This window comes from Catellatospora sp. TT07R-123 (assembly GCF_018327705.1).
GTDB lineage: Bacteria > Actinomycetota > Actinomycetes > Mycobacteriales > Micromonosporaceae > Catellatospora.
In genome coordinates, this window is record NZ_BNEM01000002.1 from 3,715,197 (window position 1) to 3,727,227 (window position 12,031).

At 73.9% G+C, this 12,031-nt stretch carries 11 protein-coding genes; 9 read left to right on the forward strand and 2 right to left on the reverse strand.

Features of this window, described 5'->3' with window-relative positions; all coding sequences use genetic code 11:
* Positions 1 to 75: 75 nt before the first annotated feature.
* On the reverse strand, positions 76 to 735 hold the full coding sequence (gene nucS, locus Cs7R123_RS36350; RefSeq protein ID WP_212833376.1) for an endonuclease NucS: 660 nt from the start codon (positions 733 to 735) through the stop codon (positions 76 to 78).
* A 72-nt stretch (positions 736 to 807) separates the two neighbouring features.
* Between nucS and Cs7R123_RS36355 the strand changes: the two genes are divergently transcribed.
* The 5 genes from Cs7R123_RS36355 to Cs7R123_RS36375 all read left to right on the forward strand — a co-directional run bounded on the left by Cs7R123_RS36355 (position 808) and on the right by Cs7R123_RS36375 (position 6,172).
* On the forward strand, positions 808 to 1,404 hold the full coding sequence (locus Cs7R123_RS36355; RefSeq protein ID WP_212833378.1) for a DUF4126 domain-containing protein: 597 nt from the start codon (positions 808 to 810) through the stop codon (positions 1,402 to 1,404).
* Positions 1,405 to 1,503: 99 nt separating this feature from the next.
* Positions 1,504 to 1,764: a hypothetical protein gene (locus Cs7R123_RS36360; protein WP_212833379.1), complete on the forward strand. Its 261-nt coding sequence runs from the start codon at positions 1,504 to 1,506 to the stop codon at positions 1,762 to 1,764.
* A 10-nt stretch (positions 1,765 to 1,774) separates the two neighbouring features.
* On the forward strand, positions 1,775 to 2,785 hold the full coding sequence (locus Cs7R123_RS36365; protein ID WP_212833380.1) for a hypothetical protein: 1,011 nt from the start codon (positions 1,775 to 1,777) through the stop codon (positions 2,783 to 2,785).
* A gap of 64 nt (positions 2,786 to 2,849) precedes the next feature.
* A complete protein-coding gene (locus Cs7R123_RS36370; RefSeq protein ID WP_212834957.1) occupies positions 2,850 to 5,510 on the forward strand; it encodes an FtsK/SpoIIIE domain-containing protein in 2,661 nt (886 codons plus the stop codon).
* On the forward strand, positions 5,507 to 6,172 hold the full coding sequence (locus tag Cs7R123_RS36375) for a hypothetical protein (RefSeq protein WP_212833381.1): 666 nt from the start codon (positions 5,507 to 5,509) through the stop codon (positions 6,170 to 6,172). Before Cs7R123_RS36370 ends, Cs7R123_RS36375 begins: the two co-directional genes overlap by 4 nt.
* Here the strand turns inward: Cs7R123_RS36375 and Cs7R123_RS36380 are convergent.
* A complete protein-coding gene (locus Cs7R123_RS36380; RefSeq protein ID WP_212833382.1) occupies positions 6,165 to 8,153 on the reverse strand; it encodes a protein meaA in 1,989 nt (662 codons plus the stop codon). The genes Cs7R123_RS36375 and Cs7R123_RS36380 overlap by 8 nt on opposite strands.
* A 145-nt stretch (positions 8,154 to 8,298) precedes the next feature.
* Between Cs7R123_RS36380 and Cs7R123_RS36385 the strand changes: the two genes are divergently transcribed.
* The 4 genes from Cs7R123_RS36385 to Cs7R123_RS36400 all read left to right on the forward strand — a co-directional run bounded on the left by Cs7R123_RS36385 (position 8,299) and on the right by Cs7R123_RS36400 (position 11,945).
* Positions 8,299 to 9,159, forward strand: a complete 861-nt coding sequence (locus Cs7R123_RS36385; RefSeq protein ID WP_244872370.1) for an ABC transporter ATP-binding protein — start codon at positions 8,299 to 8,301, stop codon at positions 9,157 to 9,159.
* Positions 9,156 to 9,971 carry an ABC transporter permease gene (locus Cs7R123_RS36390; protein ID WP_212833383.1) on the forward strand — a complete coding sequence of 272 codons (816 nt, stop codon included), beginning with the start codon at positions 9,156 to 9,158 and terminating at the stop codon, positions 9,969 to 9,971. Before Cs7R123_RS36385 ends, Cs7R123_RS36390 begins: the two co-directional genes overlap by 4 nt.
* Positions 9,971 to 10,759 (forward strand): alpha/beta hydrolase-fold protein, encoded by a 789-nt coding sequence (locus Cs7R123_RS36395; protein WP_212833384.1) that lies wholly within the window; start codon positions 9,971 to 9,973, stop codon positions 10,757 to 10,759. The genes Cs7R123_RS36390 and Cs7R123_RS36395 overlap by 1 nt, the downstream gene beginning before the upstream one ends.
* A 127-nt stretch (positions 10,760 to 10,886) precedes the next feature.
* Positions 10,887 to 11,945 carry an IS30 family transposase gene (locus tag Cs7R123_RS36400; protein ID WP_212824477.1) on the forward strand — a complete coding sequence of 353 codons (1,059 nt, stop codon included), beginning with the start codon at positions 10,887 to 10,889 and terminating at the stop codon, positions 11,943 to 11,945.
* The last annotated feature ends 86 nt before the right edge of the window (positions 11,946 to 12,031 follow it).

Here is a 12,031-nt window from a genome sequence, read left to right on the forward strand (position 1 = left end):
TTCGGGGAAGGTGCTCGAATCCGAGTCCGGATTCCTGCACCTTCCCCGAAACTGCACCGACCCCCTGAGCGCGCCCTAGAAGAGGGTGAGCTCGTCGCGCTTGGTGCCGCGGAGGCGGTCGTAGTCGACGACGACGCAGCGGATGCCCCGGTCGGTGGCGAGCACGCGCGCCTGGGGCTTGATCTCCTGGGCGGCGAAGACGCCCGCCACCGGCGCCAGCAGCGGGTCGCGGTTGAGCAGTTCCAGGTATCGCGTCAGCTGCTCCACCCCGTCGATCTCGCCGCGCCGCTTCACCTCGACCGCGACGTGGGCGCCCCCGGCGTCGCGGCACAGCAGGTCGACCGGGCCGATCGCGGTCATGTACTCGCGCCGGACCAGCGTGTACCCCTCGCCGAAGGTCTGCGGCGCGGCGGCCAGCAGCTCCTGCAGGTGCGCCTCCACGCCGTCCTTCTGGAGGCCGGGGTCGACGCCGAGCTCGTGCGAGGTGTCCTCGAAGATCTCCTCCAGGGTGATCCGCAGTTCCTCGCCGGCCTTGTTGACCACCCGCCACACGCCGGGGCCCTCCTGGAGCTTGCAGGGCGGGCTCATCCAGTTCAGCGGCTTGTAGGCCCGGTCGTCGGCGTGGATGGAGACCGAGCCGTCGGCCTTGACGATGAGCAGGCGCTTGGCCGAGGGCAGGTGGGCCGACAGACGGCCGACATAGTCGACGGTGCAGCGGGCGATGACGAGGCGCACCGACCCAGCCTAGGCGATGGGACGTCCGGCGCTCGAAAGGCGGTGTCGCCCGGAAGGTGCCATGCTTGGACCGTGCTCGAACTGTTGACCGGCACCGGTCTGGCCACCGCCGCGGGGCTCAACGCCTACATTCCGCTGATGGTGGTCGGTCTGCTGGCCCGGTACACGCATCTGATCACGCTGCCGGGGCCGTGGCACTGGCTGAGCAACGGGTGGGTGCTGCTCCTCCTGGGGGTGCTGCTGGCGATCGAGTTCGTCGCGGACAAGATCCCGGCGGTGGACAGCGTCAACGACATCGTGCAGACCGTGGTCAGACCGACCGCGGGCGGCATGGCCTTCGCCGCGGGGTCGGGCTCGCAGACGGTGACGGTGGAGAACCCGGCCGACCTGTTCACGCAGAAGATGTGGATCCCGATCGTGATCGGCGTGCTGATCTCGCTGACGGTGCACGGCACCAAGGCGGTGGCCAGACCCGCGCTGAACCTGGCGACGGTCGGCGTGGCCGCGCCGGTGGTCTCCACGGTCGAGGACACCGCGAGCGTGAGCCTGTCGGTCGTGGCGATCATCATCCCGGTGCTGGTCATCCTGGGTGTGGCGCTGCTGGTCCTACTCGCCGTGACCGCGGCGCGCAAGCGTCGCCAGCGGCGCGCCCGCAAAGTTCTGTCATAAAAGTAACGCTGGCCCGCAGGCGTGGCGAAAGGCTATTAAACAGGGTAAAACGGCATACTCTCGGAGGTTCATCTTATTCTGATCCCCCGTGGAGGTGCCGTGGCCAGCGTCGCCGAGGTCAAAGCCGCCATCGATGCCGCCATGCTGCATGTGCAGGAAGGCCAGGACGCGGTCCGCTCCGCCAACGACCGGCTCGGTGAGGCGCAGCTCAGCCTCGCCACCGCGGTCGAGGGCTCCGGCCACGAGGCGGTCACCGCCGCCCAGGCGGCACTGGCCCAGGCCGCCACCGAGCTGGAGGAATGCCTGACCGCGACCCTGCACGCGGTCGCGCAGGCCGAGTCGTACGTCGCGACGCTGTGAGGCCGCGTTCATGAGTCTCGTCGAAGATCTGGCCGACCAGCTCCGCCTCGCCCGCGAGGAACTGCCCCTGCCGCAGGTGGCCGGGGCGACCGAACGGCTGCGTACGGCGTCGGGCCTGCTGGCCTGGGTGCTCCACCACAGCGCCACGCCGGTCGCCGTGCCCGACCTCAGCCGCGCCGTCGAGCGCCTGGAGCACGCCGCGGCCGCGCTGCGTGTGGCCCAGGACTCCCTCGACGAGTACGCGCTGGCGCTGGGCATGCCCGTGGACGCCCACCGGCGTCCCGACGACGGCTGGACCGCCGCCGTCCCCGTACAGGCCGGCCGGGGCGAAGCCGCCCGGGCCGCGGCCGACTGCGGCCTGTCCGACTGGTGGGGCGAGCGCGTCACCGCCGTGACCGGCGAGTCCTTCGCCGTCGACACGCTGGCCGGCGACCGCGCCGACGCCGCCCAGTCCACCGCCGAGCTGCTGCGCCGCTGCGCCCGCGCCGCGCTGGACGGCGACCGCCGCCGCCTGCACCGCCATCTGGCCGCCGCCGGGCCCGCCATCGGCCTGGCCCTGGCCGCGATCGCACCGCCGCTGGTCCGCCACCTCGCCGCCGAGCTCGTCGGCTACCCGCCGCGCCTGGAGGACCTGGCCCGGGTGCGCCGCGCCGCGCTGCCGCTGCCCGCCGAGCTGCTCCCGCAGCTGCCCCCCGAGGCCGCCGAGGAGATCGTGGCGCGCGTCTGCCACGCCCGCACGCACCGGCCCGCCGACCGTACGCCGACGCACCCGGTCGACGCCGCCACCGCCGCTGCCGTGCTGGTCGCCGCCATGCTGCGCGCCACCGGCCGCGACGACGGCGCGCTGACCGAGATCATCGAGGCCGAGCGCGCCGCCGCCGGGGCCGCCCAGCAGCGGGCCGCCGAGCGGGCCGAGTCGCACCGGGCCGCGCTGCGGATCACCGACAGCGGTCGGCGGCGGTCGGCCGTCGACGAGCTGGGCCGGGTCACGCAGCCCACCAAGCGCCGCAGCGGTGGCTGAGCCGCCGCTGCCCGACGATCCCGTCGCCGCCCGCTCCGGTGAGACCCGGGCGGGCGGCCGCGGGATCGTCGCGGCCGTGCGCCGGGAGCTGTCCGCCGCCCGGCACGCCGCCCGCGCCGCGCAGGCCGCCACGGTCACCGCCCGCCAGGCCGCAGCCGAGCAGCTGGAGGCGGTGCGCCGCTCCGCACCCCGGCGCCGCCAGGAACTCCAGGACGCCCGCGACGCCGCCCGCGCCGAGGCGCAGACCCGCTGGCAGCGCGAGACCGGCAAGCTCACCGGCACCCTGCGCGAGCTGGCCGAGGCCGCCGCCCCGGGCGCGGCGGGCACGGTCTGGTCGGCGTGGCGCCCCGGCGCCAAGCCGGACCAGCAGAACGGCTTCGCGCCGGGGCTGCTGCGCATCGGCGTGCTCGGCCACGAACCGGGCGCCGACGCGCCGCCCGCGCTGGTGCCGCTGCTGGACGCGGCGCACCTGAGCCTGTCCGGCGACGCCGTCGCCACCGTCGACGGGCTCATCGGCGCGCTGCTGCTGCGCGCGCTGGCCAGCGTCCCGGCCGGGTCGCTGCGGCTCACCGTGTACGACCCCGGCCAGCTCGGCGGCGCCCTGGCCGGACTGGCCCCGCTCGCCCCCGGCGGCATGATCACGTACCTGGGGCCGGGCGGCCTCGGGCCGCTGCTGGACGACCTCGCCGAGCAGATCCGCCGCATCAACGAGAACGTGCTCGGCGGGGTGTACCTGAGCGTCGCCGAGCTGGCCGCCGAGACCGGCCGCCGCCCGGAGCCGTGGCGGGTGGCGGTGTTGCTGGCCGACCCGAACGGCGCCGAGCTGTCCCGGGCCGAGCGGGCGCAGCTGGACCGGGTGGCCCGGACGGGGGTGGCGGCGGGTGTGCATCTGATCTGCCGGGGCTTCGAGCTGGGCGCCGATACCGGCGTCGAGTCGATCGTGATCGGCGCGGGCACCGCCCGGACCAGCCTGACCGGCGAGATCCCGGTGCAGCTCGACCCGGCGCCCAGCGCCGCGCTGCTCACCGGCGTCTGCCGGGCCCTGGCCGAGCAGGCCACCGCCGGACCGCCGCCGGTGCCGTTCGCGGCGCTGCTGCCCGACCAGATGTGGCAGCAGTCCTCGGCCGAGGCGCTGCGCGCCCCGATCGGCGAGGGCACCGACGGGCGCCTGATCGAACTGGTGCTCGGCGACGACCCGCCGCACGCGCTGATCGGCGGACCGTCCGGTTCGGGCAAGACCAATCTGCTGTACTGCTGGCTGGCCGCCCTCACCGCCCGCCACTCCCCCGACGAGCTGGCGCTGTACCTGCTCGACTTCAAGGAGGGCGTGTCGTTCGCCCGGTTCGCGCCGGGCACCCGCGACCCGAGCTGGCTGCCGCACGTGCGCCTGGTCGGCGTCAACGTGAACGCCGACCGGGAGTTCGGCCTGGCCCTGCTGCGCCACCTCGCCGACGAGCTGAAGCGCCGCGCGGCCGCCGCCAAGGCGCACGAGGCGACCAAGCTGGCCGAGCTGCGCGCCGAGGACCCGACCGGCAGCTGGCCGCGCATCGTCGCGGTCATCGACGAGTTCCAGGTGCTGCTGGGCGCCCGCGACGCGGTCACCACCGAGGCGGTCAACCTGCTGGAGGACCTGGCCCGGCGCGGCCGGTCGCAGGGCATCCACCTGGTGCTGGCCAGCCAGGACGTCTCCGGCATCGAGGCGCTGTGGGGCCGGTCCGGCCTGGTCTCGCAGTTCACGCTGCGCATCGCGCTGCCCAAGGCGCGCCGGATCCTGTCCGACGTGAACCTGGCCGCCGAGCTGATCCCCCGCTGCCACGCCGTGGTCAACGCCGACTCGGGCGTGCCGTCGGCCAACACCGTCGTACGGCTGCCCGACGCGGGCGACCGCGGCACCTGGCTCAGCCTCCAGGAGCAGCTGTGGCTGGCCCGGCCGGAGGGCGCCGAGCCGCCCCGGCTGTTCGACGGCGACGCCCGGCCGCTGTTCCCGCTGCTGCCGCCCACCCCGGACCCGGAGCTGCTGTCGCGGCTGGGTGCGGTCGCGCTGCTCGGCGAGACCATCGACGTCACCGGCCGGCCCGCGACGCTGCGGCTCAACCGCGCGCCCGGCCGCAACCTGGCGGTGCTGGGCACCCGGGTCGAGGAGGCGTGCGCGGTGCTGCTGTCGGCCGGGCACGCCCTGGCGGGCCAGCACGCCCCGGGCACGGCCCGGTTCAGCCTGCTGTGCCTGGACGACGACGCCACCACCGCCGCGAAGTCGCTGCACGCCGTGGTCGCCGCCCGGCACCGCTGCGACTGGTACACCGCCGACGCCGTGGTCGAACTGCTGCGCACGGCCGCCGCCGACACCGACGAGACCCCGCACTACGTGTTCGGCTTCGCGCTGGACGCGGTGCACGACCGGCTGGCCGCCAAGCCGGGGCCGGGGCTGCCCACCGGCCACGAGCTGCTGCGCACGGTGCTGGCGCGGGGGCCGGAGCGGCGTACCCACCTGCTGGGCTGGTGGCGCACGGTGGCCCGGCTGCGCGACGACCTGGGCGGGGTCGGCGCCCGGTTCGACGCCATCGGCGCCTGGGTGGCCCTGGACGTCCACGGCCCCGAACTGTCCCCGCTGTACCCGCAGGCGGGCGGACCCGTCTGGGCGCCGCGCCCCGGGCGGGCGCTGCACTTCGACCGGGCCGTGCACCAGCGGCCGCAACTCGTCATCCCGTACGAGGTGGCCCCGTGACCTCGACCCCGGCGGCGCGCTACCGCGCCCTCATCGCCGACCTGGTCGCCGCCTCGCGCCGGCACGAGACGGCGCTGGCCGCGGCCAACCAGTCCCACGCCGACGGTGTCGCCACGGTCGAGCACGACCTGGCGGCGGCCGAGGACTCGGTGGTGGCCGCCGGTGCCCGCGCCGCGCACGCGCAGAAGGTGATGGCCCAGACGGACCTGGCCGCGGGCGCCCTGTGGGACGAGCTGAAGGAGGTGCGCGGCCGCCGCGGCCGCCGCCTCGGCCCGACCCCGACCCCGATCCCGGCCCCGGGCACCCCGGAGGGCGCGGTGCCCGACCCGATCGCGCTGCTGGAGGCCGCCGCCGCCCGTATCGACCGGGCCCGGCGCGGCGGCGAGGCATTGCCGCCGCTGGTGCTGCCGCTGCTGTTCGCGGTCGGCGCCGCCTGCTCGGCCGCCGTGGCGCTGCTCGGCCTGAGCCTGCAGACGCTCGGCCCGCTCGGCTTCGTCACCGGCTGGCTGCTGATCTTCGCCGCGCCGCTGGCCGGCCTGATCCCTGCCCGCGACCTCGCCGACCGCTACTGGGGCGCCCGCCTCGACGCGGGCGCCACCGCCCTGGTCGCCCTGGCCGGCATGCTGTCGACAGCTCTGCTCACCCTGACCGACCTCAGCTGACCACCCGGGTGGCGCGGACGACGGTGACCAGCTCGTCCATGATGTCGGTGAGGGCGAAGTCCTTGGAGGTGAAGACGCGGGCCACGCCTGCCTCCAGGAGGGTGGCGGCGTCGGTGTCCGGGATGATCCCGCCGACGACGACCGGGAGGTCGGGCAGGCCCGCTTCGCGCAGGCCGCGCAGGACCGCCGGGACGGCGTTGAGGTGGGAGCCGGACAGGACCGACAGGCCCACCAGGTCGACGTCCTCCTGGACGGCGGCGGCGACGATCTGCGCCGGGGTCAGCCGGATGCCCTGGTAGATCACCTCGAACCCGGCGTCGCGGGCGCGTACGGCGATCTGCTCCGCGCCGTTGGAGTGCCCGTCCAGGCCGGGCTTGCCGACGAGCAGCCGCAGCCGCTCGCGCCCCAGCTCCCGGGCCGTGGCCCGGACCCGCTCGCGAACCCGGGCCAGCCCCTCGTCAGCCCCGCCGGTGACCCCGGCCAGGCCGGTGGGCGCCCGGTACTCGCCGAACACCTCGCGCAGCACGCCCGCCCACTCGCCGGTGGTGACCCCGGCCTGCACGCAGGCCAGCGTGGCGGTCATCAGGTTGGCCCGCCCGGCGGCGTCGGCGCGCAGCCGGTCCAGCGCCGCGGCGGCGGCCCGGCCGTCGCGCTGCTCGCGCCACTGCCGCACCGACGCGATCACGGCCTGCTCCACGGCCGGATCCACCTGCTCGATGGCCTCGGCGCCGGCGGCGGTCAGCGGGGACGGCTCGGTCTCGGTGTACCGGTTGACGCCCACGACGACGTCCTGCCCGGACTCGACCCGCTGCCGCCGCCGGACCAGCGAGGAGACCAGGGCGCTCTTGAGGTAGCCGGACTCCACCGCCGCCACCGGGCCGCCGAGGTCGAGGATCTGCTCCAGCTCGCGGCGCGCTCCGGTGACGATCTCGTCGACCAGCGCCTCGACGACATGCGACCCGGCGAACAGGTCGGGGTATTCCAGCAGGTCCGACTCGTACGCCAGGATCTGCTGGAGGCGCAGGGACCACTGCTGGTCCCAGGGGCGGGGCAGGCCCAGCGCCTCGTTCCAGGCGGGCAGCTGCACCGCGCGGGCGCGCGCGTCGCGCGACAGGGTGACCCCGAGCATCTCCAGCACGATGCGGGCGACGTTGTTCTCCGGCTGCGACTCGGTCAGCCCGAGCGAGTTGACCTGTACGCCGTACCGCAGCCGCCGCTGCTTCGGGTCGGTGACGCCGTACCGGTCGCGGGTGATCTCGTCCCAGAGCCGGGTGAACGCGCGCATCTTCGCCATCTCCTCGACGAAGCGCACGCCGGAGTTGACGAAGAACGAGATCCGCTGCACCACGTCGCCGAGCCGCTCCGGCGCGACCTGGCCGCCCTCGCGCACCCGGTCCAGCAGCCCGACGGCGGTGGCCAGCGCGAAGCCGACCTCCTGCACGGGCGTGGCCCCAGCCTCCTGGAGGTGGTACGAGCAGATGTTGACCGGGTTCCAGGCGGGCGCGTTGGCCACCGTCCACGCGACGACGTCGGTGGTCAGCCGCAGCGACGGGCCGGGCGGGAAGATGTACGTCCCGCGCGACAGGTACTCCTTGATGATGTCGTTCTGGGTGGTGCCCGCCAGGCCCTGCGGGTCGGCGCCCTGCTCCCGCGCGACGGTGACGTACAGCGCGAGCAGCCACATCGCGGTGGCGTTGATGGTCATGCTGGTGTTCGCGGCGGCGAGGTCGATGCCGTCGAACAGGGCGCGGGCGTCGCCGAGGTGCGCCACCGGCACGCCGACCCGGCCGACCTCGCCCGCGGCGAGCTCGTGGTCGGCGTCGTACCCGGTCTGGGTGGGCAGGTCGAAGGCGACCGACAGCCCGGTCTGGCCCTTGGCCAGGTTGCGCCGGAACAGCGCGTTTGTCGCCGCGGCGCTGGAGTGCCCGGCATAGGTCCGCATGACCCAGGGACGGTCCCGGTCGGCGAGGCGAGGTTCCATACGCCGATGCTAAGTGAACGTTCAGTAACTTGAGCCGGTGAACAATCTCACTGGTGATCGCGTCGTGCAGATCTCCCCGTCCTCGCAGGTCTCCCTGTCCCGCAGCGGGATCGGCGCCGCCCCGGGCGGGGCGTATCGTGCCCGTGTGACTGACGAAGAGCTGGCGATCAGCGTTTCCGGTCTGCGCAAGTCCTATCGGGACAACCAGGCCGTCGCGGGCGTGGATCTCGCGGTACGGCGCGGCGAGGTGTTCGCGCTGCTGGGGCCGAACGGCGCGGGCAAGACCACCACTGTGGAGATCCTGGAGGGCTTCCGCCAGCGCGACGGCGGCGACGTCACCGTGCTCGGCGTCGACCCGGCCAGGGCGGGCACCGACTGGCGCAGGCGTGTCGGCATGGTGCTGCAGGGCACCGGCGAGTTCGACGAGCTGAAGGTCGGCGAGGTCGTGCGCCACTTCGCCCGCTTCTACCCGAACGCCGCCGACCCGGCCGAGGTGATCGAGCGGGTCGGGCTGAGCGACAAGGCCGACTCCCGCACCCACACGCTGTCCGGCGGCCAGAAGCGCCGCCTGGACGTGGCCCTGGGCATCGTGAACCAGCCGGAGCTGCTGTTCCTCGACGAGCCGACCACCGGCTTCGACCCGGCGGCCCGCCGCGAGTTCTGGGACCTGATCCGCCAGCTGTCCCACCACGGCACCACGATCCTGCTCACCACGCACTACCTGGACGAGGCCGAGGCGCTGGCCGACCGGGTCGGCGTGATCAACCGGGGCGTGATGCTGGCCGTCTCCACCCCGGCCGAGCTCGGTGGGCGGCACCAGGCCACGGCCCGCGTCGCCTGGCGCGAGGACGGCCAGGCGCGCTCCGAGCAGACCGACCAGCCCACCGAGGCGGTACGGCGGCTGTCGGAGCGCTTCGGCGGCGAGGTGCCGGAACTGACCGTCACCCGGCCGACGCTGGAGGACATCTACCTGGAGATGCTGGGCGAGAAGGAGCAGGCGGCATGAGCGAGAACGGACTGAGCCTGGCCCTGGCACAGGGCGGCATCGAGTTCAAGCAGTTCGTCCGGACCCGCGAGTCGCTGGTCTTCACGCTGCTGTTCCCGGTCATGCTGATGCTGATCTTCGGATCGATCTTCAAGAACACCGTGATCACCCCGGAGGGGGTGAGCCCGGCGGTGACGCTGTCGCAGTACTTCGTCACCGGCATGATCGCCTCCGGCATCATGGCCACCGGCTTCCAGAACCTGGCCATCACCATCCCGATCGAGCGCGACCGCGGCGTGCTCAAGCGCTACCGGTCCACGCCGATGCCGAAGTGGGTCTACTTCGGCGGCAAGATCCTGTGCGTCGCCGCGCTGGCGCTGCTGTCGATCGTGCTGCTGCTGACCGTCGCGGTCGCCTTCTACGACATCTCGCTGCCCGCGACCGGGCAGCAATGGTTCACCTTCGCCTGGGTCAGCGTGCTCGGCCTGACCGCGTGCACCCTGTGTGGCATCGCCTTCTCCGGCGTGGCCAAGTCCGGCCGCTCCGGCCCGGCCGTGGTCACCCCGATCGCGCTGATCCTCCAGTTCACCTCGGGCGTGTTCATCCAGTACTCGTCGCTGCCGCACTGGATGCAGCAGTTCGCGGCGCTGTTCCCGCTCAAGTGGATGTGCCAGGGCCTGCGCTCGGTGTTCCTGCCCGCCGACTTCGCCGCCCAGGAGGTCGCCGGCTCGTACGAGCTGGGCAAGGTCGCCCTGGTCCTCGGCGCCTGGTGCGTCGGCGGCCTGGTGCTGTGCCTGTTCGGGTTCCGCTGGACCACCAGCCGGGACGGCTGATGGACCGCCGCCGGGCCCTGCTGCTGGGCGGCGCCGCCGCCGGTGCGGCCGTGGCCGGGCTGGGGGTGTGGCGCGCCTTCGCCGACACCCCCGACGACGACGGCTTCGAGCTCATCCCGGCCGTGCCGCTGGGTGACGAGCGGGTGGAGCAGCGCGACTCGGCGACCCGGGGCCGGCAGGTCGACTTCTACACCGCCGTGCCCGAGGGCCACGGCGACGGCCGGGGCCTGCCGGTCTGCCTGGTGCTGCACGGGGCGTCGGCCACCGCCGCCGACTTCCCGCGCTTCGGCTTCGGCCGGTTCCTCACCGACGCGGTGCGCCGGGGCGTCCCGCCGTTCGTGCTGGCCGGGGCGACCGGCGGGCGGCTGCGCTGGGAGCCCTCAGGCGCCGACGACCCGGGCCGGATGGCCGCCGAGGAACTGCCGGCCTGGTGCGGGCAGCGCGGCTTCGACGTCGGCCGGATCGCACTGTGGGGCTGGTCCATGGGCGGGTACGGCGTGCTGCGGCTGGCCGAGCGGTTCCCGGGGGCGCACCGGGCGGTGGCGGCGTTCTCGCCCGCCGTGGCCCGCGGGGACGCCGTGTTCGCCGGTGCGGCGGGGCTGGCGGGGACGCCGGTGTCGCTGTGGTGCGGGCGGCAGGACGGGTTCTACGACGCGGTACGCGAGCTGGAGGGGCGGATTCCGGGCGCGAAGGCGGCGTATGCCGAGGGCGGGCACACCCGCCGGTACTGGAACACCATCACCCCGGCGGCTTTCGACTTCCTCGGCCGCACCCTCTCCCCCGCCTGACGCACCCCGTCACCACCCGTTTTTGATAGACGTTGGCCTATTACAACGAATTCGATCTCCTTGATCACAACCAGTTGTTGCAATTCGGGTTGTACCGCCCGACGCGACAAGTGGTGGGGGTTGGGCGGTGCCGGGTAAGCGGCTGACGGCAGAGCAGCGGGCGACGATCCAGCGGTGTTGGGCGGCGGGGTTCACCCAGGTCCAGATAGCGATCGCGGTCGGGGTGCACGCCTCGACGGTGTGCCGGGAGGTGGCCCGTAACGGCGATGACCGTTACGGGCCGCCTCACCTGCGGCGCAGGGGTCCGGGCGGGCGGCTGGTGCGGGCGTACCGGCTCCGCTATGACGCGGTGCTGGCGCAGTTGCGGGCCGGGCGGCGGGCGCGGCGGCCCAAGCCGGCGAAGCTGGCCGTCCCGGGGCCGTTGCGCGACACGGTCGTGGCGGGGCTGGCCAAGCGGTGGTCACCGGAGCAGATCGCGGGACGATTGCGTTTCGCCCATCCCGACGCCCCGGAGTGGCACGTGTCCGCAGAGACGATCTACCTGGCGATCTATGTGCAGGCCCGCGGCGGCCTGAAGGACCTGTTCGAACGGCCGGTCCTGCGCACCGGCCGCGCCCACCGCCGCCCGGCGCAGCCCGACGGCCGCCGCGCCCGGTTCGCCGACCTGCCGCACATCAGCACCCGCCCGGCCGACGCCGCCGACCGCAAGACCGCCGGCCACCACGAAGGCGACCTCATCATCGGCGCCCACGGCAGGTCCGGCATCGCCACCGTCGTGGAACGGACCACCCGCTACCTCACCCTGACCGCCCTGCCCGACCACCACGACCCCGCCGCCGTCGCCGAAGCCGTCGCCGACCGACTGACCCACCTGCCCCGCCAACTACTACGCAGCCTCACCTGGGACCGCGGCTTCGAGATGGCCCACTCCCACAAGCTGTTCACCGCCCGCACCGACTGCCAGGTCTACTTCGCCAACCCCCACAGCCCCTGGGAACGCGGCACCAACGAGAACACCAACGGCCTACTACGCGAATACCTGCCCAAAGGCACCGACCTCAGCGTCCACACCCAGGAACACCTCGACGGGGTCGCCGCTGAGATCAACGGACGACCCCGCAAGATCCTCGGCTTCAGAACACCAGCCGAAGTACTCCAGGAACAGCTAATTGCAACTACCGGGTGAAACCGCCCTCGAATCAGTCGATGCAATAGGCCAACGTCTATGGAAAAACGGGGTGGTGAGTCGGCGCGGCCAGCGCGGATCCGCCG

Bases quoted from the DNA above. Each gene is read 5' to 3' on its own strand.
- Cs7R123_RS36395 (WP_212833384.1), top strand. From the start codon at position 9,971: ATGGACCGCCGCCGGGCCCTGCTGCTGGGCGGCGCCGCCGCCGGTGCG.
- Cs7R123_RS36380 (WP_212833382.1), bottom strand. From the start codon at position 8,153: ATGGAACCTCGCCTCGCCGACCGGGACCGTCCCTGGGTCATGCGGACC.
- Cs7R123_RS36365 (WP_212833380.1), top strand. From the start codon at position 1,775: ATGAGTCTCGTCGAAGATCTGGCCGACCAGCTCCGCCTCGCCCGCGAG.
- Cs7R123_RS36390 (WP_212833383.1), top strand. From the start codon at position 9,156: ATGAGCGAGAACGGACTGAGCCTGGCCCTGGCACAGGGCGGCATCGAG.